Here is a 19,153-nt window from a genome sequence, read left to right as displayed (position 1 = left end):
AGAGTCGTCAGTGGGCGGGCTTGAGGGGGAGCAGGGCGCTGATGCGGAAGCCGCCGCCGGGGCGCGGGCCCGCGTCGAGCGTGCCGCCGACCATGCCGACGCGCTCGCGCATGCCGATCAGGCCGTGGCCGCGGCCGTCGGCGCCGCCGTCCTCGTACATCTCCTGCGGCGCCCCGCGCCCGTCGTCCTCGACGAGCAGGCCGAGGCCGTCGTCGAAGTAGACGAGCCGGACGCTGGCGCCGACGTCGGGGCCGCCGTGCTTACGGCTGTTGGTGAGGGCTTCCTGGACGATCCGGTACGCGGTGAGCTCGACGCCGCTGGGCAGCGGGCGCGGGGTGCCCTCGACCTTGAAGTCGACGGCGAGGCCGGCGCCGCGGACCTGCTCGACGAGGTCCTCGATCTGCTGGACGTCGGGCTGCGGCACGTACTCCCCGGCCTCCTGGTGCTCGCCGGTGCGCAGGATGCCGAGCAGCCGGCGCATCTCGGCGAGGGCCTGCCGGCCGGTGGAGGAGATGGTCTCCAGGGCCTGCTTGGCGGTCTCGGGCGAGGAGTCCATGACGTAGGCGGCGCCGTCGGCCTGCACCACCATCACGGAGACGTTGTGGGCGACGACGTCGTGCAGCTCGCGGGCGATCCGGGCGCGCTCGGCGGCGACGGCGACCTTGGCCTGCGCCTCGCGCTCCTTCTCCAGGCGGGAGGCACGTTCCTCCAGCTGCGCGAAGTAGGCGCGGCGGGTGCGCAGGGAGTCGCCGAGGACCCAGGCGAGGGCGAAGGGCACGGTCATGATGACCGTGAAGAAGATCTTGGCGGCGGAGGACTCCGCGCCGTCCTCCAGCGGCCAGCGCAGCTGGGAGAGGGTCGCGGCGCTCAGCCCGCCGGCCAGGGCGAGCCGGGAGGCCCAGCGCGGGCCGTCGTGCGCGGCGACGGTGTAGATGATCACGAGCATGGCGAAGTCGGCCATGAACGGCACGAGGCCGAAGGCGAGCTGCGCGAGGCCGAGCAGCACCGTGAGCACCAGCATCTTCTCCGGCATGCGCCGGCGCAGCGCCACGACCAGGGAGAGCAGCGCCGCGACGACGGCGTACACCGCGGGTGCCCCCTCGGCCCCCGTGGGCTTCGAGGCCACCCACAGCAGGGAGAACCCGAAGAGGACGACGGCCCAGAAGGTGTCGACGCCCGTCGGGTGTCTGCGGAGGAAGTCGTAGAGGCGCTGCACGTGACCCAGCGTAGGGAAAGCGGATAGGTGCAGGGGTCAACCGTGGGGGCGATCCTTCCGCTCCGGCCCCTACTCCCCAAGGTGGAGACTGGGGCACGTGACGGACGAGGTGACAGACGAGACGGGTGAATCGCAGCGGCGGTGGCCGGGGTGGCTCGGCTGGCGGGAGGCCATGGAACGGGCCCTGTACGGCCCCGGAGGCTTCTTCCTGCGGCCCGAGGGACCGGCCGGGCACTTCCGGACCTCGGTGCACGCCTCCCCGTTGTTCGCGGGCGCCGTGGCCCGCCTCCTCGTCCGGGTGGCGGAGGAGCTGGACACCGACGAGCCGGCGTTCGTGGACATGGGCGCGGGCCGCGGCGAGCTGCTCACCGGGGTCCTCGCCGCGCTGCCGGCCGATCTGCGCGGCGGGGTCCGGGCGTACGGGGTGGAGCGCGCGTCCCGCCCGGCCGGTCTGGACCCGCGGATCAGCTGGACCGACCGGATCCCGGAGGGCGAGCGCGGGCTTCTTTTCGCGAACGAGTGGCTGGACAACGTGCCGGTGGACGTGGCGCAGGCCGACGAGGACGGCACGGTGCGGTACGTGGAGGTCGACGCGGGCGGTACGGAGCGGCTGGGCGCGGTCGTGACCGGCGCCGACGCTCGGTGGCTGGCGCGCTGGTGGCCGCTGCGGGAGCCGGGCGAGCGGGCGGAGATCGGCCGGACCCGCGACGAGGCCTGGGCGGCGGCGGTCGGCGCGCTCGCGCCGGGCAGCACGGCGGTCGCGGTCGACTACGCGCACCTGGCCCCCGCCCGGCCGCCCTTCGGCACCCTCACCGGCTTCCGCGGCGGGCGCGAGGTCCCGCCGGTACCGGACGGCAGCCGGGACCTGACCGCGCATGTGGCCCTGGACGCGTGCGCGGCGGCGGTGCCGTACGCCATACCGCCCGGCTCCGGCACGGGCGCGGGCACGGGCACCACCGGCTCCGGCCTCGGCACCGGCTCCCGCTCCGGCCCCGGCCTCGGCCCCGCCACCGGCACCGGCACCGGCACCGGCACCGGCACCGGCACCAGGCTGCTCACCCAGCGCGAGGCGCTGCACGAGCTCGGGGTGATCGGGACCCGGCCGCCGCTCGCCCTCGCCACCACCGACCCCGCCGGCTACGTCCGCGCGCTGGCCGCGGCGGGCGAGGCCGCCGAGCTGACGGCCACCGGCGGCCTCGGCGACTTCCGGTGGCTGGTCCAGCGGGTCCCGGGTGCTTCGGGGCACGGGGGATACTGACCGCATGACGGAGACCACGGTCGGCATCGGCGGCGCGGCGGAGAGCACCGACATGGTGCTGAACATCGGGCCGCAGCATCCCTCCACGCACGGCGTGCTCCGGCTGCGCCTGGTCCTCGACGGCGAGGTGATCCGGGAGGCCGAGCCGGTCGTCGGGTACATGCACCGCGGCGCGGAGAAGCTGTTCGAGGCCCGGGACTACCGGCAGATCGTGATGCTGGCCAACCGGCACGACTGGCTGTCGGCGTTCTCCAACGAGCTCGGGGTCGTCATGGCCGTCGAGCGGATGCTCGGCATGGAGGTGCCGGAGCGGGCGGTGTGGACGCGGACGCTGCTCGCCGAGCTGAACCGGGTGCTCAACCATCTGATGTTCCTCGGCTCGTACCCGCTCGAACTGGGCGGCATCACGCCCGTCTTCCACGCCTTCCGCGAGCGCGAGGAGCTCCAGACCGTCATGGAGGAGGTCTCCGGCGGCCGGATGCACTACATGTTCAACCGGGTCGGCGGCCTGAAGGAGGACCTGCCGGCGGGCTGGCTCGGCCGGGCCCGGCAGGCGGTCGCGGACGTGCGCTCCCGGATGGACGTGTACGACAAGCTGGTCCTCGGCAACGAGATCTTCCGCGGCCGGACCCGCGGGGTCGGCGTGCTGCGGCCCGAGACGGTGCACGCGTACGGGGTGTCCGGGCCGATCGCCCGCGCCTCGGGGGTCGACTTCGACCTGCGCCGGGACGAGCCGTACCTCGCGTACGGGGAACTCCAGGACGTGCTGCGGGTGGTGACCCGGACCGAGGGCGACTGCCTGGCCCGCTTCGAGTGCCTGCTCGACCAGACCCACAACGCCCTCGAACTCGCCGACGCCTGTCTGGACCGGCTCGACGCGCTGCCGCAGGGGCCGATCAACCAGCGGCTGCCGAAGGTCCTGAAGGCGCCGGAGGGCCACACCTACGCCTGGACCGAGAACCCGCTCGGCATCAACGGCTACTACCTGGTCTCCAAGGGCGAGAAGACGCCGTACCGGCTGAAGCTGCGCTCGGCCTCGTACAACAACATCCAGGCGCTGGTGGAGCTGCTGCCGGGGACGCTGGTCGCGGACATGGTGGCGATCCTCGGCTCGCTGTTCTTCGTGGTCGGCGACATCGACAAGTAACCGCAGACTCATGCGGAAGGCGCCGGTGGAATCGTCCACCGGCGCCTTCTGCGCTCTCTTTACGGCGTTACGGCCGTTACGAGCTGACCGCGCCGCGCAGCTCCGCCACGTCCAGCTGCTCGGTCTCGTCGTGCGCGGTCAGGTCGATGACCTGACCGACCGCGCGCTGCTCCGGGGGGCGCGGCGTGGCGGCCGCGAGGACCTCCTCGCCGACGACGTCGGCCAGGTCCGTGTCCTGGACGGCCTCGATCGCGGCGGCGGCCTTCTTGGCGCCGATCGCGGGCTGCGTGCTCTGGGTGCCGAAGTAGTCGAAGTTGCCGGTGGGGCGGGCCGCCCGGCGCGCGGCGTACGGGACGATCGCGGCCGCGGCGGGCACATGGCGCATCGCCGGGGCCTTGGTGTGGTCGGCCTCGTCCTGCGCGGGCGCGGGCGCCGGTACGGGAGCGGGCGCGGGTACGGGAGCGGCTTCCGCCTGCACTGCCGGCTCCGGCTCGGGGTCGGCCTGCTCCCCCGCCTCCTCGTCGGTCCCTCCCGCGAGCTTGCGCAGCGCCTCGGCGGCACGGCGGTAGGCCTCGGGCGTCGGCGTGGAGCCGGCGGCGGGGAGTTCCTTGACGGCGCCGGCGGCCGCGGCGGAGGACTCCAGGGCGAGCATGCGGCGCCCCTCCAGGGCGCTGGCGCGCTCGGTCTCGGCCGTGGCGTAGCGGCGCAGCAGGTCGGCGTGCTCGGTGCGCAGACCGGCCAGCTCGACGCGCTTGGCGCGCAGCTTGGCGTCCAGGCGGGTGCGCAGTTCGCGCGACTCGTCCAGGTCGGACTCCAGCTCGGCGATCCGCTCCTCGTGCTTCCACTGGTCGGCGGTGCGGGCCCGGTCGAGCTCGGCGACCTGGCGGCCGGCCTCGCGGTCCCAACTGCGCATGAGGACGGCGCCGGTGACGGCGGCGGCCGCCGCGGCCGCGACGAGCAGCCGCAGCACCACGGGATCACCGAGCAGCCAGGCGCCCGCGGCACAGACGACCGAAGCCCCGGCGACCGCGGAGGGCGGCAGGAGCTTGTGCAGGGGCGGGGAATGGCGGTGGCGTCCACGTGGCATGGCCTGAAATTTACCGTGCGTAGGCGCTGTATGGGGGGTCGCCCCGGCAATCTCTTGGCGAGTTCTCGCCGTCGCCGCCCCGGCCCGTCGCCTTTACCCGACGGGCCGGGCCGACTCCGCTTCTCCCGGGCCTACTTCTTGAGCAGCCCCTTCGACTCCAGATAGTCCTTCGCGACGTCCTCGGGCTTCGCCCGCTCGGCGTCGACCCTGCGGTTGAGTTCGGCGAGATCCGCCGTGCTCAGGACCTGGGTGATCTTGAAGAGGGCGGCGGCTATCTCCGGCGATCCGGCGTCCTTGGCATTGACGACCGGCAGCACGTTGTCCGCGTTCTGCAGCTTCTTGTCGTCCTGCAGGAAGACGAGTCCGAAGGACTCCACGGTGGCGTCCGTGGTGGTGGTGAGGACGAGCTGGTCCACCCCGTCCTTGACGGCCTGCTTGGCCTGCGGGGTGCCGACTCCCTTGGGGTCGACGCCGGCGACGTCGATGCCGTAGGTCTTCTTCAGACCGGGCGCGCAGAAGGGGCGGATCTCGCATTCGTCGCCGGCGGCGATCTTCACCTTCAGCTTGGCGCGGCCGAGATCGGAAAGCGTGGTCAGCTTGTTCTTCTCCGCGAATTCCCGGCTCACGGCGAAGGCGTTCTGGTCGACGGCCGCGCCGAACGGCAGCACCTTCAGTCCGCGCGGCTCGGCGAGCTTCTTCAGGGCTTCGGTGGTGGCGGCGGGGTCCCCGGAGGCGACCGGCCGCTCCTCGGGGGCCTTCGGCCCGTTCGCCTTCGCGTTGAGGAATTCGGCGAGCGTGGCCGCGTATTCCGGTACGACGTCGATCTCGCCCTTCTCCAGGGACGGTTCGTACAGCTCGCGATTCTTCACGGTGGTGACGCTCGCCGAGTATCCGGCGTCGTCGAGCACCTGGGCGTAGAGCTCGGCGAGCACCTTGGCCTCGGTGAACGCGGCCGCGCCGACCACGACCGAGCCCTTCCCGCCGCCCGCGGCCGCGCTGCCGCCCTCCCCGCCGCCGGCCTTGGAGTTCTCCAGGCTGTCGCCGCCCCCGCACGCGGCGAGCGAGACGGCCAGCGCCATCGCGCCCAGTGCCGCCCCCGTGCTGCGCAAGGTCCTGCTCACAAAGATCATCCCTTCGGTCCTGCGGTCGGTCCTGCGGTCGGTCCTGCGGCCGGTCTGCCGACCGGTCGTCCGGCGCGGCCGAGCAAGCGGTCCGCCGCCACGAGCAGCCCCTCCACGAGAAGGGCGAGCAGGGCCACGAGCACGGCGCCCGCGACCACCTGCGGTGTGTTGTACGTGTTGAAGCCGGCGGTGATGACCCGGCCGAGGCCGCCCTGGCCGACCATGGCGGCGATGGTCGCGGTGGCGACCACCTGGACGGCGGCGGAGCGCAGCCCGGTCATCAGCATCGGCCGGGCGAGGGGCAGTTCGACCCCGCGGAACAGCTGCCCGCCGGACATGCCCATGCCGCGGGCGGCCTCGACAACGGCCCGGTCCACCTCCCGTACGCCCACATAGGCGTGGGTGAGCAGCGGGGGTGTCGCGAAGAGGACGAGGGCGACGACGGTCGGCACGTATCCGGCGTTGCGCAGCGGCGACACCATGAAGAGGGCGAGGACCGCGAAGACGGGGACCGCCCGGCCCGCGTTGGAGACGTTGACCGCGAGCGCGCCGCCCCGGCCGAGGTGGCCGAGCCAGAGGCCGAGGGGCAGGGCGACGGCGCAGGCGAGGAGCAGCGCCGTCCCGCTCACGTACAGGTGCTCGGCGAGCCGGTGGCCCACCCCGTTCTCCCCGGTCCAGTGGGCGCCGGTGGTGAGCCAGGTCCAGGTGTCCGCGAAGACGCCCATCTCACCCACCCCCCGCCGCGGCCCGGGCCCGGACCCGGGTCCAGGGGGTGAGCAGCCGCTGGAGGCCGAGCAGCAGCAGGTCGGCGGCGACCGCGAGGAGCACACACAGCACGGAGGCGGCGAGCACCTGGGCCTTGAAGAAGGTGGGCAGGGCGTCCTCGATGAGGTTGCCGAGGCCGCCGCGGCCGACGACCGAGCCGACGGTGGTGAGCGCGACGGTGGAGACCGTCGCCATCCGTATGCCGGCCATCAGGGCCGGGAGCGCGAGGGGCAGTTCGACCTCCCAGAGCAGCCGGCCCGACCCGTACCCCATGCCTCGCGCCGCCTCCCGGGTCTCGGCGGGCACGGCGGCGAGGCCGGCCAGGACGCCGCGGACCAGGATGGTCAGCGAGTAGAGCACGAGGCCGGTCACGACGAGCGCGGTGGACAGCCCGAGGAAGGGCAGGAGCAGCGAGAACATCGCGAGCGAGGGGATCGTGTAGAGCAGCGTGGTGAGACCGAGGACCGGACCCGCCCAGCGCGGCCGGGCGCGCACCAGGAGCGCCAGCGGGAAGGCGACGAGGAGGCCGAGCAGCACCGACGCCGTGGTGATTCCCACATGTTGGACGGTGGCGTCGGTCAACTCCTGGCTGCGGGTGCGCAGATACTCCCCGCAGATCCAGTCGTTCGTCACCAGGCAGTTCGCCGTGGCCATGCGCACCCCCTCCCCCACGCCTTCGGACATCCCTCACCTTCGAACATCCGTCTGGCGACCCTAACCTCCGGCACTGACAATCACCGGGCACACGGCCGAAGCGCCACGATGTGGAAATACTTCCTTCACACAACTCGGGCCGTGAGGGGTCAGAATGGGGAACCATGATCCGGTTCGAGCAGGTGACCAAGCGGTACGCGGACGGCACGACGGCCGTGGACGACCTGACCTTCGAGGTCGCCGAGGGCGAACTGGTCACGCTCGTCGGCCCGTCCGGCTGCGGCAAGACCACCACCATGAAGATGGTGAACCGGCTCGTCGAACCGAGCTCCGGCCGGATCCTGCTCGACGGCGAGGACGTCGCCGCCGTCGACCCGGTCCGGCTGCGCCGCACCATCGGCTACGTCATCCAGCAGGTCGGCCTCTTCCCGCACCGCACCGTCCTCGACAACACCGCCACCGTCCCGGCCCTGCTCGGCTGGAAGAAGGCGAAGGCGCGCGAGCGGGCCGCCGAACTCCTCGACCTGGTCGGCCTGGACCCCGGCACCTACGGCCACCGCTACCCCGAGCAGCTGTCCGGCGGGCAGCGCCAGCGGGTCGGGGTGGCCCGGGCGCTCGCCGCCGATCCGCCGGTGCTGCTCATGGACGAGCCCTTCGGCGCGGTCGACCCGGTGGTGCGCGAGCATCTGCAGAGCGAGTTCCTGCGGCTCCAGGCCACCGTCCGCAAGACGGTGCTCTTCGTCACCCACGACCTGGAGGAGGCGGTGCGGCTCGGCGACCGGATCGCCGTCTACGGGCAGGGCCGCATCGAGCAGTTCGACACCCCGGCCACCGTGCTCGCCGCACCCGCCACCCCGTACGTGGCCGACTTCGTCGGCGCGGACCGGAGCCTGAAGCGGCTCGCCGTCACCCCGGTCACCGAGGCCGACCTGGAGGCCCCGGCCGAGGGAGAAGGCACGGACGCGCACCCCGCCGTCCCCCTCGGCGCCTCCCTGAAGGACGCCCTCGCCGTCCTCCTCCAGCACGACGCCGGCCGGGTCGCCGTCCACGCGCCCGGCGCGCCCGACCGGGTGCTCGGCTCCCTCACCACGGCCGGGGTCCACCGCGCCCTGCGCCGTACCGCCGTATCCGTGCCGGAACCCGCACCCGAACCCGTACCGAAGCAGATCACCTCGCGCTGAGCCGGCCGGCCATCCACACCAGGCCCGGCGGGATCTCCCGGTTCCACGTGTTGAAGTTGTGGCCGCCGCTGTCGAGCATGATCGACGAGACCCGGGCCGGGGCCTTCACCTTGCGGATGAACTCCTTCGTCCCCTTCAGGTTGCCCTCGCCCTGCCGCGAGGAGGTCACCAGGAACGAGGTGTTCCGCGGCGGCGTGTGGTCCAGGCTCCACAGCAGGTCGGCCCGGTTCTTCGCCGCCTTGTCCCCGTGGAACAGGTCGCCGGTCGTCACGTCGTCCGCCGCCTTGTAGTACGCGGAGAAGCCGGCGCCCGCCGCGAACCGGTCCGGGTGGTGCAGCACGATCTTCAGCGCGCAGTAGCCGCCGGTCGAGTTGCCCATGAAGCCCCAGTTCCGGGCCTGCGTACCGACCCGGTAGGTCTGCGAGATCGCCTTCGGCAGGTCCTCGGCGAAGAAGGTCTCGGTCTGCGGGCCGCCCGGCACGTCCACGCACTCGGTGTCCCGGGGCGGCGCCACGGTCGGGCGCAGCATCACCAGGATCATCGGCTGCATCTTCTTGTCCTTGGCCTGCTGATAGGCCGTCCGGGGGTACTTCAGGCCCTTGAGCAGGTTCTCCGCCGTGCCCGGGTAGCCGGTGAGCACCACCGAGGCCGGGAACGTCGCCTTCGCGTACCGGCCCTGGAAGTACTCCGGCGGCAGGTACACGTACGCCGGGGAGTCGATCCCCGACTTCTCGCCCGCTATGACGACCTTCTGTATCTGTCCGCCGACCGAGGGCCGCCCGCCGCCCGGCACGTCGAGCGCCTGGGTGCCGACGACCTGCACGTCACGGGAGCCGGCCGAGTGGTCCACGACCACGCCGAGCTCCTGCTCCTGGCCGAACAGGTCCGCCCAGGAGCCGTAGAAGAGGAACGACTTGTTCGCGGCCAGACCCAGCGAGGCGAACAGCGCCAGCTGGGTGACGAGCAGCATGCCGATCCGCCCCACGACGGCCTTCCAGCCGCCGCGCGCCAGGCGTGGCCACAGCCAGACCGTGGCGGCGAAGAACACCACGGCGACGACGACCGCCAGCGCGAGGACTTTGTTGCTGGTGAGACCCATGTGACGTCTGAGCTTTCTTCCTGATTTTTCCCTGAGATTTCCCGTAGAGCGAGTGAACCCGCCCCATCGCTGCTCCGTCCTAGAAGGCGCAAAACCTCCGGCACGGCCCGCCCAAGCGCCGTGGCCCGCCGGACCAACGATCTCTCGCTGAGCGCGGAACCAGGGGAAGCACGGGAAGCGATGTCTGTCACGGTAGATGGGGACAAATCAGGATCGGTTCCGAATCGGGTGCGCCGGATCGTACGCGGCCCCCGACCGGAGAAGGTCCCGGCACTCGTCGGCACGGCCTGCACGCTCATCGGCCTGATCGACATCGCCGCGGGCGTCCTCCCGCGGTTCCGCGCCAGCAGGATGCACGCCGCCGCCGAGGTCCTGCCCGGCACCCTCGGGCCGCTCTCCGCCGCCCTCTCGCTCAGCGCCGGCGTCCTGCTGCTGCTCCTCGCCCACGGCCTCAAGCGCAACAAGCGCCGCGCCTGGCGCGCCGCCGTCGTCCTGCTGCCGCTCGGCGCCGCCGCCCAGCTCGCCTGGCGCCACTCCGTCACCGGCGCCGTGCTCTCCCTCGCGCTCGTCACCCTGCTCGCCGTGCACCGCGACCAGTTCGCCGCCCTGCCCGACCCGCGCAGCCGCTGGCGCGCCCTCGCCAACTTCGTCCTCATGGGCGCCGGCTCCCTCGCCCTCGGCCTGGCCATCGTCAGCGCCCACCCCCGCCGCGTCATCGGCAGCCCCAGCCTCACCGACCGCCTCGAACACGTCCTCTACGGCCTGTTCGGCATCGAAGGCCCCGTCGACTACGCCGGCAACACCGGCTGGACCGTCGGCTACTCCCTCGGCGCCCTCGGCATGCTCACCGCCCTCACCACCATCTACCTCGCCTTCCGCCCCGAGCACCCGGCCGCCCGGCTCACCGAGGACGACGAGACCCGGCTGCGCGCCCTCCTCGACAAGCACGGCGCCCGCGACTCCCTCGGCCACTTCGCGCTCCGCCGCGACAAGGGCGTCGTCTTCTCCCCCAGCGGCAAGGCCGCCGTCTGCTACCGCGTCGTCTCCGGCGTCATGCTCGCCAGCGGCGACCCCATCGGCGACGTCGAGGCCTGGCCCGGCGCCATCGAACGCTTCATGGACGAGGCCAAGGCCCACTCCTGGACCCCCGCCGTCATGGGCTGCTCCGAGACCGGCGGCCAGGTCTGGACCCGCGAGACCGGACTCGACGCCCTCGAACTCGGCGACGAGGCCGTCGTCGACGTCGCCGACTTCTCCCTCTCCGGCCGCGCCATGCGCAACGTCCGCCAGATGGTCAAGCGCATCGAACGCAACGGCTACACCACCAAGGTCCGCCGCGTCTCCGACCTCGGCGAGGCCGAGCTCGAACGCGTCCGCCGCGCCGCCGAGGACTGGCGCGGCACCGACACCGAACGCGGCTTCTCCATGGCCCTCGGCCGCATCGGCGGCCCCGGCGACGGAGAGGCGGTCATAGCGACCGCCCACAAAGAGGACGACGACACCGCCGGCAGCTCCCCCTACGGCGACCTGAAGGCGATCATCCACTTCGTCCCGTGGGGCACCGACGGCATGTCCCTGGAGCTCATGCGCCGCGACCGCAGCGCCGACCCCGGCATGAACGAACTCCTCATCGTCGCCGCCCTCCAGCAGTCCCCCCGCCTCGGCATCGAGCGCGTCTCCCTCAACTTCGCCATGTTCCGGGCCGCCCTCGCCCGCGGCGAGAAGATCGGCGCCGGACCCGTCCTGCGCATCTGGCGCGGGCTCCTCGTCTTCCTCTCCCGCTGGTTCCAGATCGAGTCCCTCTACAAGTTCAACGCCAAGTTCCAGCCCCGCTGGGAACCCCGCTTCGTCGTCTACCGCAAAAGCGGCGACCTCCCCCGCATCGGCTTCGCCGCCATGCAGGCCGAAGGCTTCGTGAACCTCTCCCTGCCCCGCCCCTTCACCCGCCGCAAGCCCGCCCCGGCCCCCCGCCCCTGCGCCCACATCGTCCCCTCGCAGGCCGAGCACGAGGTCCGCGCCGCCTGACCCGGAAGACCCCGCGGACCGTCGGGCCCCGGTCCTGATCCGCCGGACAGGACCTAGGCTGGAGACATGAGTACGACGATCGACCGGGGCACGGTGCGAGGCCTGCCGGAGTGGGACCGCTGCGCGGTCATGGGCGTGGTCAACGTGACCCCCGACTCCTTCTCCGACGGCGGCCGCTGGTTCGACACCACGGCCGCCGTCAAACACGGCCTCGACCTCGTCGCCGAAGGCGCCGACCTCGTCGACGTCGGCGGCGAGTCCACCCGCCCCGGCGCCACCCGCGTCGACGAGGACGAAGAACTCCGCCGCGTCGTCCCCGTCGTCCACGGCCTCGCCGCCGAAGGCGTCACCGTCTCCGTCGACACCATGCGCGCCCGCGTCGCCGCCGCCGCCATCGACGCCGGCGCCACCCTCGTCAACGACGTCAGCGGCGGCCTCGCCGACCCCGCCATGATCCCCACCGTCGCCGCCACCCACGCCCCCTTCGTCGTCATGCACTGGCGCGGCTTCAGCGCCGACATGAACAGCCTCGCCGTGTACGAGGACGTCGTCACCGAAGTCGTCACCGAACTCCGCACCCGCATGGAGGCCGTCGTCGACGGCGGCATCGCCCCCGAACGGATCGTCCTCGACCCCGGCCTCGGCTTCGCCAAGCTCGCCCCGCACGACCTGGCCCTCGTCGCCCACCTCCCCGAGCTCCGCGCCCTCGGCCGCCCCCTCCTCGTCGCCGCCTCCCGCAAGCGCTTCCTCGGCCACGTCCTCACCCGCGAACCCGGCGCCGCCCCGCCGCCCGCCCGCGAACGCGACGCCGCCACCGCCGCCGTCTCCGCCATAGCCGCCCACGAGGGCGCCTGGGCCGTCCGCGTCCACGAGGTCCGCGCCACCGCCGACGCCGTACGCGTCGCCAGAGCCGTCGAAGGAGCCCGGTGACCCACGCCCGCGACCGCGGACCCGACCGCGGACCCGCCCGCGAAGCCGACCGGGCCGCCGTCGAGGCCGCCAACACCGCCTTCTACGAGGCGATGGAACAGGGCGACTTCGACACCGTCACCGACCTCTGGCTCGACGACGGCGCCACCGCCATCTCCTGCGTCCACCCCGGCTGGCCCGTCCTCACCGGCCGCGGCGAGGTGCTCCGCTCGTACGCCCTGATCATGGCGAACACCGACTACATCCAGTTCTTCCTCACCGACATCGAGATCTCCCTCGCCGACGACGTGGCCATCGTCACGTGCACCGAGAACATCCTCAGCGGCGGACCCGCCGAGGACGGCGCCGAACTCGGACCCCTCGTCGGACAGCTCGTCGTCGCCACCAACGTCTTCCGCCGCACGTCGGACGGGTGGAAGGTGTGGTCCCACCACGGCTCCCCGGTCATCCCCGAGACCGACCCCGCCGACCCCGACGACACCACCGACTGAACCCCCGACCGAAGGACCGGCCGAAGGACCGACTGCACCGCCGGTCAGGAGCCCCCCGTCCGGCTGTCGGTCCCCGCGGGTAGATTCGATGCTGGACACCCGGCCGTCCGCACCCGGCTGCGTGGCCATCCGAACTACGACAGCAGGAGTGATTCGCGTGGATCGTGTCGCGCTGCGCGGCCTCAAGGCCCGAGGACACCACGGCGTCTTCCCCAAGGAGCGCGAGGAGGGCCAGACCTTCATCGTCGACCTCACCCTCGGCATCGACACCCGCGCCGCGGCCGCCGACGACGACCTCACGAAGACCGTCCACTACGGCGTCGTCGCCGAAGAGGTCGTCGACGTCGTCCAGGGCGAGCCCGTGGACCTCATCGAAACGCTCGCCGAGCGCATCGCCCAGCAGTGCCTCAAGCACGCCGGCGTCCAGGAGGTCGAGGTCGTCGTCCACAAGCCGGACGCGCCCATCACCGTCCCCTTCGACGACGTGACCGTCACCATCACCCGGAGCCGCGCATGAAGCCCCAGCACAGCGACCCCACCGTGCAGCCCGTCCCCGCCGCCGTCACCGCCGCCGTGGACGCCGCCGACGTCACCCTCTCCAACCCCAAATGGGCCGTCCTCGCCCTCGGCGCCAACCTCGGCAACCGCCTGGAGACCCTCCAGGGCGCCGTCGACGCCCTCGAAGACACCCCCGGCCTCCGCGTCAAGGCCGTCTCCCCCGTCTACGAGACCGAGCCCTGGGGCGTCGAGCCCGGCTCCCAGCCCTCGTACTTCAACGCCGTCGTCCTCGTCCGGACCACCCTCCCGCCGTCCTCGCTCCTGGAGCGCGCCCACGCCGTCGAGGAAGCCTTCCACCGGGTCCGCGAGGAGCGCTGGGGCGCCCGCACCATCGACGTCGACATCATCACGTACGCCGACGTCGTCCGCGAGGACCCCGTCCTCACCCTCCCGCACCCCCGCGCCCACCAGCGCGCCTTCGTCCTCGCCCCCTGGCACGACGTGGACCCCGACGCCCAGCTCCCCGGACACGGCGCCGTCGCCGACCTCCTCGCCGCCGTCGGCACCGAAGGCGTCGTGCCGCGCCCCGACCTGGAACTCCGACTCCCCGAGTAGTCGTTACGCTCCTCGAAGACACCCACGGACGAAGGACACCCGGTGAAACAACTGCGGCTCAAGGTGCTCGCCGGACTGTTCCTCGGCGCCGGCATCCTGTCCTGGGGCGCCGCCCGCCTGTGGGACTCGCTCGGCACGCTCCCCAGCGTGCCGCTCGCGGCCCCCATCGTCCTCGCCGCCATCGCCGTCGTCCTCACCGCCACGGCCCTCTCGCTGCGCGCCCGCCTCAAGGCCCAGCGCGAGCGCCGCCCCGGCGCCAAGGGCGTCGAACCCCTGATGGCTGCCCGCGCCGTCGTCTTCGGCCAGGCCAGCGCCCTGGTCGCCGCCCTGGTCGCCGGCATGTACGGCGGCACGGGCGTCTTCCTCCTCGGCTCCCTCGACGTCCCCGCCCGCCGCGACCAGGCCATCTACGCCGCCTTCGCCGTCCTGGCGGCCATCGGCGTCATCGCCGCCGCCCTCTTCCTGGAACGCGTCTGCAAACTCCCGGAGGACGACGACCACAACGGCCAGGGCCACGCTCCGGTGAGCTAGCCGGTGTGACGAGTGGGATCCACGTTCCACACCACGGGCAGATCGCTGCCGCAGAAGACGCACACGAAGTCGTCTTCGCGCACGATGCTGTGCTCCTGACAGTCGGGGCACCGCCGGAACACCACTTCGTGAGTGAAGCCGGAAGGCCGCCGAAGCTCCACGGCGTCCAGGGCACGGGCGACCTCCGCCCATGAGCTGACGTCCGGGCAGTACCCGGTGGACTGGTTGCTGACCATGCTCACGGTCCACCGGGCCGCCTCGCGCATGAAGCCGATCTCGCCTGCGCTCAGAACCATGCCCCCGCCGGCACAGGCCACGTGCTCGCTCCGCCGCGGCGCCAGCCGAAGCACACCGTCCATACCGACCACGAAGGTGAACGGTTCGGCCAGCTCCGCCGCCGATCGCCCCACGACCCAGCCACCGAAATCGGCAGCCGAACCGATCCGACACCCGCCGTCATCAGGCCCGACCGCAGCCTTCAGCCCGACCGGTCCGACATATCGATAACCCCGCCCCCACGCGCTCACGGCAGCCAACCTAGACCACCCCTCCGACTCGCGCCCGAGCCCGCCCGGGCTACCACGGCTCGCGTACAAGGTGCCCGTTCACCAGGAAGGTGGGGTGCGGGGAAAGCCGGTAGCTGTAGAAGGTGAAGGGCTTGGCACCGAGGGCGGGACGGGGGCGGACCTCGTGGACCTGGACCCAGGTGGACTCGGGCGGGTCGAGGCGGTGGTGCTCGGGGGCGAAGGTGCCGCGGCTCTGCCAGCGGTCGGAGACACAGAGCTGAGAGACCACCCTGTGGGTCGCGGGCGTGAACCGTGCCCCGATGACGGGAGCGATCTCTGCCAGGAACGGGACATTGGCACTGACGATCATCCGCGCGGGCCAGTGCTTGATCCGGCAGCCGTCGCCCTCGATGTACCCGTCGAGGAACCCGCTGAACGTGTCGATATCTCGGAGAACCGCCCGCGGGAAGCGCTGCCGCATGTGGTGGGCGTCCCCGCCCACGTAGTGCCTCAGGGCGTCGGAGAGGTACGAGGAGACGACCCGGACCCGGAAACCCGCCAGGTCCCGCCTGAGATAGCCGGACGGGCGGGTTACCGCCTCCAGGCGCGCAGGAAGCCCCGTGCAGGCCGTCAAGGCAGCCGCGTACCGGGTCGCGAAACCCTCCTCGTTCACGACCAGCGACACATAGTTCTTGCCGACCGTGCCATCAGCACAGGTGGCCCCGACGAAGTACCCGAACTCGTAGCCCGGCCTGATCATGAACCGCTCCCGGCGCAGCTTCCGCGCCGGCGTCCAAGCGACCGTCGCACCCGCCGAGTCCAGTGCCTGCACCCAGCCATCGGGCGTGCTCAGCAGCAGATCCGGGCTCGCGGTGAACGTCATGTGGTCTGTGACCACGTCGACGGCCTCGCGGCCCTTCACCGCTGTCACGCCCATAACCGTGGTCTGCACCGCCCGGTCGCCGTCCAGCGTCCACATCGCGCTGCCCGGCACCACGCCCTTCGCCCGGATACAGCCACCGACGAGGTTCACCAACATATTGCTGGACAACCCGTACCCCATACCGATCCCCCTTGATCAGCGATCAACTCCACTGATCGGGACGGTATGGAGCAGGAAGGACAGTCCGCTACTAACGGGCCAATATCAGGGACATAGCCTCGGCACGTGTAGTAGCGTCACGAAGTTGACCACGTACCGCCGAAGTGGTCGTCTTCGCCCCGGGCTTACGGACTCCACGCAGCGCCATGCACATGTGCTCGGCCTCGATCACGACGATCGCGCCCCGCGCGTCGAGGATCTTCATCAGCGAGTCGGCGATCTGCGTCGTCAGACGCTCTTGCACCTGCGGACGGCGGGCGAAGACATCGACCAGGCGCGCCAGCTTCGAGAGGCCGGTAATTTTGCCCGTTTCAGCCGGGATATAACCAATGTGAGCTACGCCATGGAATGGCAACAAATGATGTTCACACTGACTAGTCAGTTCAATGTCCTTGACCAGAACCATCTCGTCGTGACCCAGGTCGAACGTCGTCGTCAGGACGTCCTCGGGCGTCTGCCACAGCCCCGCGAAGAGCTCCTTGTACGCCCGCGCCACGCGCGCGGGAGTCTCCCGCAAGCCCTCTCGGTCGGGATTCTCGCCGACCGCGATCAGCAGCTCCCGCACGGCGTTCTCGGCGCGCTTCTCGTCGAACTCGCCGATCGGGCCCTCGCCGTCCAGCGTCACCGGGTCGGTCATCTGTGCCTCGTTCCGTCTGTCCTCTGACATGGCGCGAAATAGGCCGCGCCCCCACAGGCTAGAACCTGCGGGGGCGCGGCTTCCATTCCGGGGCCCACCGGGCCCGTCCCAGGCCTACGGCTCCGGGGTGTCCTCCGGGGCGAGGTCGATCGACTTGGTGGTGTCGACCGGGGTCGTCGCCGACGAGGAGCCGTTGGCGCTGTTGGTCAGGGCCAGCTCCTTCGGGGAGAGGACCGGGGGGCGGGTGGAGGGGGTGCGGCGGGCGGAGCCCGTCCAGGCCGGGCGGGCCGGGCGCTTGACGATGGGGGCGAAGATCTCGGCGATCTCCTCCTTGCCCAGGGTCTCCTTCTCCAGGAGCGCCAGGACCAGGTTGTCGAGGACGTCGCGGTTCTCGACGAGGATCTCCCACGCCTCGTTGTGCGCGGTCTCGATGAGCTTCTTGACCTCTTCGTCGACCAACGCGGCGACCTCTTCCGAGTAGTCGCGCTGGTGCGCCATCTCACGGCCGAGGAAGGGCTCGGTGTTGTCGCCGCCGAACTTGATGGCGCCGAGCCGCTCGGTCATGCCGTACTGGGTGACCATCGCGCGGGCCGTGGCGGTGGCCTTCTCGATGTCGTTCGCGGCGCCGGTGGTCGGGTCGTGGAAGACCAGTTCCTCGGCGGCGCGCCCGCCCAGCATGTAGGCGAGCTGGTCGAGCATCTCGTTGCGGGTGGTCGAGTACTTGTCCTCGTCGGGGAGGACCATGGTGTAGCCCAGGGCCCGGCCGCGGGACAGGATGGTGATCTTGTGGACCGGGTCGGAGTTGGGCGAGGCCGCCGCGACGAGGGCGTGGCCGCCCTCGTGGTACGCGGTGATCTTCTTCTCCTTGTCCGACATGATCCGGGTCCGCTTCTGCGGGCCGGCGACGACGCGGTCGATGGCCTCGTCGAGCGCCTTGTTGTCGATCAGCTTCTGGTCCGAGCGGGCGGTGAGGAGCGCCGCCTCGTTGAGGACGTTGGAGAGGTCGGCACCGGTGAAGCCGGGGGTGCGGCGGGCGACGGCGCCGAGGTCGACGTCCGGGGCGACCGGCTTGCCCTTCTGGTGGACCTTGAGGATCTCCAGGCGGCCCTGCATGTCGGGGCGGTCGACGGCGATCTGCCGGTCGAAGCGGCCCGGGCGCAGGAGGGCGGGGTCGAGGATGTCGGGCCGGTTGGTGGCGGCGATCAGGATGACGCCGCCCTTGACGTCGAAGCCGTCCATCTCGACGAGCAGCTGGTTGAGGGTCTGCTCGCGCTCGTCGTGGCCGCCGCCGAGGCCGGCGCCGCGGTGGCGGCCGACCGCGTCGATCTCGTCGACGAAGACGATGGCGGGGGCGTTGGCCTTGGCCTGCTCGAAGAGGTCGCGGACGCGGCTGGCGCCGACGCCGACGAACATCTCGACGAAGTCGGAGCCGGAGATCGAGTAGAACGGCACGCCGGCCTCGCCTGCGACGGCGCGGGCGAGGAGGGTCTTGCCGGTTCCGGGCGGGCCGTACAGCAGCACGCCCTTGGGGATCTTGGCGCCGACGGCCTGGAACTTGGCCGGCTCCTGGAGGAATTCCTTGATCTCGTGGAGTTCCTCGACCGCCTCGTCCGAGCCCGCCACGTCGGCGAAGGTCGTCTTGGGGGTGTCCTTGGTGATCAGCTTGGCCTTGGACTTCCCGAAGTTCATGACGCGGGAGCCGCCGCCCTGCATCTGGTTCATCAGGAAGAGGAAGACGACCACGATGAGGACGAAGGGGAGCAGGGAGAGGAGGACCGAGACGAAGGGGGACTGCTTCGTCGGGGAGACGGTGTAGCCGCCCTCGATCTGTCCGGCCTCGAACTTCTCCTGCAGCTTGTCGGCCAGGTCGGCGCCCTGGGTGCCGATGTAGTTGGCCTGGACCTTGCCGCTCTTGTCGATCTTCTGGCCGTCGACGAGTTCGATCTTGACGATCTGCTCGTCACCGGTGGTGATCTTTGCGGATTTGACCTGGTTCTTGTCGATCGCCTGGACGACCTTGCCGGTGTCCACCGTCTTGTAGCCCTCGGACGAGCCGACGACCTGCATCAGCACGACCACGGCGAGGACGGCCAGCACGATCCACATGACCGGCCCACGGAAGTATCGCTTCACGTCCATCCATACGGGGCGCACTTGCCGCCCCGTCCCTCCTGCCCGTAGGTGAATGCTGCTGAGTAGCTGCGGTGTGAAAAAGCTGTTCTTCGGACGGTACCCCAGCATCGGTGCCCGCGGCCGTCTTCCCTTGCTTCAACGGAGGGAAGACGGCGCG

19 protein-coding genes are annotated in these 19,153 nt (G+C 71.5%); 9 read left to right on the top strand and 10 right to left on the bottom strand.

What is annotated here, in order from left to right:
• Positions 1-7: 7 nt before the first annotated feature.
• The gene (locus KV205_RS17675; RefSeq protein ID WP_265865335.1) at positions 8-1,216 is read right to left on the bottom strand and encodes a sensor histidine kinase; all 1,209 of its coding nucleotides are present in this window, start codon (positions 1,214-1,216) and stop codon (positions 8-10) included.
• 172 nt (positions 1,217-1,388) lie between these two features.
• Between KV205_RS17675 and KV205_RS17670 the strand changes: the two genes are divergently transcribed.
• Both KV205_RS17670 and KV205_RS17665 read left to right on the top strand, forming a co-directional pair.
• A complete protein-coding gene (locus tag KV205_RS17670; RefSeq protein WP_265865396.1) occupies positions 1,389-2,474 on the top strand; it encodes an SAM-dependent methyltransferase in 1,086 nt (361 codons plus the stop codon).
• A gap of 4 nt (positions 2,475-2,478) precedes the next feature.
• Complete coding sequence (locus KV205_RS17665) at positions 2,479-3,621, top strand: NADH-quinone oxidoreductase subunit D (protein ID WP_265865334.1); 1,143 nt, start codon at positions 2,479-2,481, stop codon at positions 3,619-3,621.
• 76 nt (positions 3,622-3,697) lie between these two features.
• Here the strand turns inward: KV205_RS17665 and KV205_RS17660 are convergent, their stop codons facing one another.
• The 4 genes from KV205_RS17660 to KV205_RS17645 form a co-directional block, all read right to left on the bottom strand.
• A complete protein-coding gene (locus KV205_RS17660; RefSeq protein ID WP_265865333.1) occupies positions 3,698-4,708 on the bottom strand; it encodes a hypothetical protein in 1,011 nt (336 codons plus the stop codon).
• Positions 4,709-4,839: 131 nt separating this feature from the next.
• On the bottom strand, positions 4,840-5,838 hold the full coding sequence (locus tag KV205_RS17655) for an ABC transporter substrate-binding protein (RefSeq protein ID WP_265865332.1): 999 nt from the start codon (positions 5,836-5,838) through the stop codon (positions 4,840-4,842).
• Positions 5,835-6,554, bottom strand: a complete 720-nt coding sequence (locus KV205_RS17650; protein ID WP_265865331.1) for an ABC transporter permease — start codon at positions 6,552-6,554, stop codon at positions 5,835-5,837. The genes KV205_RS17655 and KV205_RS17650 overlap by 4 nt, the downstream gene beginning before the upstream one ends.
• Before the next feature lies 1 nt (position 6,555).
• On the bottom strand, positions 6,556-7,248 hold the full coding sequence (locus KV205_RS17645; RefSeq protein WP_265865330.1) for an ABC transporter permease: 693 nt from the start codon (positions 7,246-7,248) through the stop codon (positions 6,556-6,558).
• 164 nt (positions 7,249-7,412) lie between these two features.
• On the opposite strand from KV205_RS17645, the gene KV205_RS17640 reads away from it, so the two are divergent.
• The gene (locus KV205_RS17640; protein WP_265865329.1) at positions 7,413-8,429 is read left to right on the top strand and encodes an ABC transporter ATP-binding protein; all 1,017 of its coding nucleotides are present in this window, start codon (positions 7,413-7,415) and stop codon (positions 8,427-8,429) included.
• Here KV205_RS17640 and KV205_RS17635 read toward each other — a convergent pair.
• Positions 8,416-9,528 (bottom strand): esterase family protein, encoded by a 1,113-nt coding sequence (locus KV205_RS17635; RefSeq protein WP_265865328.1) that lies wholly within the window; start codon positions 9,526-9,528, stop codon positions 8,416-8,418. The genes KV205_RS17640 and KV205_RS17635 overlap by 14 nt on opposite strands.
• 180 nt (positions 9,529-9,708) lie before the next feature.
• Between KV205_RS17635 and KV205_RS17630 the strand changes: the two genes are divergently transcribed.
• The 6 genes from KV205_RS17630 (at position 9,709) to KV205_RS17605 (ending at position 14,618) form a co-directional block, all read left to right on the top strand.
• Entirely contained in the window at positions 9,709-11,553 is a 1,845-nt protein-coding gene (locus tag KV205_RS17630) for a phosphatidylglycerol lysyltransferase domain-containing protein (RefSeq protein WP_265865327.1), read from the top strand.
• Between the two features lie 66 nt (positions 11,554-11,619).
• Positions 11,620-12,483 carry a dihydropteroate synthase gene (gene folP / locus KV205_RS17625; protein ID WP_265865326.1) on the top strand — a complete coding sequence of 288 codons (864 nt, stop codon included), beginning with the start codon at positions 11,620-11,622 and terminating at the stop codon, positions 12,481-12,483.
• Between the two features lie 92 nt (positions 12,484-12,575).
• Complete coding sequence (locus tag KV205_RS17620; RefSeq protein ID WP_374214685.1) at positions 12,576-12,974, top strand: nuclear transport factor 2 family protein; 399 nt, start codon at positions 12,576-12,578, stop codon at positions 12,972-12,974.
• Between the two features lie 157 nt (positions 12,975-13,131).
• A complete protein-coding gene (folB, locus tag KV205_RS17615; protein WP_265865324.1) occupies positions 13,132-13,491 on the top strand; it encodes a dihydroneopterin aldolase in 360 nt (119 codons plus the stop codon).
• Complete coding sequence (gene folK, locus KV205_RS17610) at positions 13,488-14,087, top strand: 2-amino-4-hydroxy-6-hydroxymethyldihydropteridine diphosphokinase (protein ID WP_265865323.1); 600 nt, start codon at positions 13,488-13,490, stop codon at positions 14,085-14,087. Before folB ends, folK begins: the two co-directional genes overlap by 4 nt.
• A gap of 42 nt (positions 14,088-14,129) precedes the next feature.
• On the top strand, positions 14,130-14,618 hold the full coding sequence (locus KV205_RS17605) for a DUF3180 domain-containing protein (protein WP_265865322.1): 489 nt from the start codon (positions 14,130-14,132) through the stop codon (positions 14,616-14,618).
• Here KV205_RS17605 and KV205_RS17600 read toward each other — a convergent pair.
• The 4 genes from KV205_RS17600 to ftsH all read right to left on the bottom strand — a co-directional run bounded on the left by KV205_RS17600 (position 14,615) and on the right by ftsH (position 19,002).
• Entirely contained in the window at positions 14,615-15,100 is a 486-nt protein-coding gene (locus tag KV205_RS17600) for a hypothetical protein (RefSeq protein ID WP_274710572.1), read from the bottom strand. The genes KV205_RS17605 and KV205_RS17600 overlap by 4 nt on opposite strands.
• A 94-nt stretch (positions 15,101-15,194) precedes the next feature.
• Positions 15,195-16,163: a hypothetical protein gene (locus KV205_RS17595; protein WP_265865320.1), complete on the bottom strand. Its 969-nt coding sequence runs from the start codon at positions 16,161-16,163 to the stop codon at positions 15,195-15,197.
• A 94-nt stretch (positions 16,164-16,257) separates the two neighbouring features.
• Entirely contained in the window at positions 16,258-16,863 is a 606-nt protein-coding gene (gene folE / locus KV205_RS17590) for a GTP cyclohydrolase I FolE (RefSeq protein ID WP_265865319.1), read from the bottom strand.
• Between the two features lie 114 nt (positions 16,864-16,977).
• On the bottom strand, positions 16,978-19,002 hold the full coding sequence (ftsH, locus tag KV205_RS17585; protein WP_265865318.1) for an ATP-dependent zinc metalloprotease FtsH: 2,025 nt from the start codon (positions 19,000-19,002) through the stop codon (positions 16,978-16,980).
• Positions 19,003-19,153 lie beyond the last annotated feature (151 nt).

The organism is Streptomyces sp. SKN60 (assembly GCF_026236535.1).
Taxonomy (GTDB): domain Bacteria; phylum Actinomycetota; class Actinomycetes; order Streptomycetales; family Streptomycetaceae; genus Streptomyces.
This window is presented reverse-complemented; position numbering and strand designations above follow the sequence as displayed.

Bases quoted from the DNA above. Each gene is read 5' to 3' on its own strand.
- KV205_RS17670 (WP_265865396.1), top strand. From the start codon at position 1,389: ATGGAACGGGCCCTGTACGGCCCCGGAGGCTTCTTCCTGCGGCCCGAG.
- KV205_RS17665 (WP_265865334.1), top strand. From the start codon at position 2,479: ATGACGGAGACCACGGTCGGCATCGGCGGCGCGGCGGAGAGCACCGAC.
- KV205_RS17660 (WP_265865333.1), bottom strand. From the start codon at position 4,708: ATGCCACGTGGACGCCACCGCCATTCCCCGCCCCTGCACAAGCTCCTG.
- KV205_RS17655 (WP_265865332.1), bottom strand. From the start codon at position 5,838: ATGATCTTTGTGAGCAGGACCTTGCGCAGCACGGGGGCGGCACTGGGC.
- KV205_RS17650 (WP_265865331.1), bottom strand. From the start codon at position 6,554: ATGGGCGTCTTCGCGGACACCTGGACCTGGCTCACCACCGGCGCCCAC.
- KV205_RS17645 (WP_265865330.1), bottom strand. From the start codon at position 7,248: ATGGCCACGGCGAACTGCCTGGTGACGAACGACTGGATCTGCGGGGAG.
- KV205_RS17640 (WP_265865329.1), top strand. From the start codon at position 7,413: ATGATCCGGTTCGAGCAGGTGACCAAGCGGTACGCGGACGGCACGACG.
- KV205_RS17635 (WP_265865328.1), bottom strand. From the start codon at position 9,528: ATGGGTCTCACCAGCAACAAAGTCCTCGCGCTGGCGGTCGTCGTCGCC.
- KV205_RS17630 (WP_265865327.1), top strand. From the start codon at position 9,709: ATGTCTGTCACGGTAGATGGGGACAAATCAGGATCGGTTCCGAATCGG.
- folP (WP_265865326.1), top strand. From the start codon at position 11,620: ATGAGTACGACGATCGACCGGGGCACGGTGCGAGGCCTGCCGGAGTGG.
- KV205_RS17620 (WP_374214685.1), top strand. From the start codon at position 12,576: ATGGAACAGGGCGACTTCGACACCGTCACCGACCTCTGGCTCGACGAC.
- folK (WP_265865323.1), top strand. From the start codon at position 13,488: ATGAAGCCCCAGCACAGCGACCCCACCGTGCAGCCCGTCCCCGCCGCC.
- KV205_RS17595 (WP_265865320.1), bottom strand. From the start codon at position 16,163: ATGTTGGTGAACCTCGTCGGTGGCTGTATCCGGGCGAAGGGCGTGGTG.
- folE (WP_265865319.1), bottom strand. From the start codon at position 16,863: ATGACCGACCCGGTGACGCTGGACGGCGAGGGCCCGATCGGCGAGTTC.
- ftsH (WP_265865318.1), bottom strand. From the start codon at position 19,002: ATGGACGTGAAGCGATACTTCCGTGGGCCGGTCATGTGGATCGTGCTG.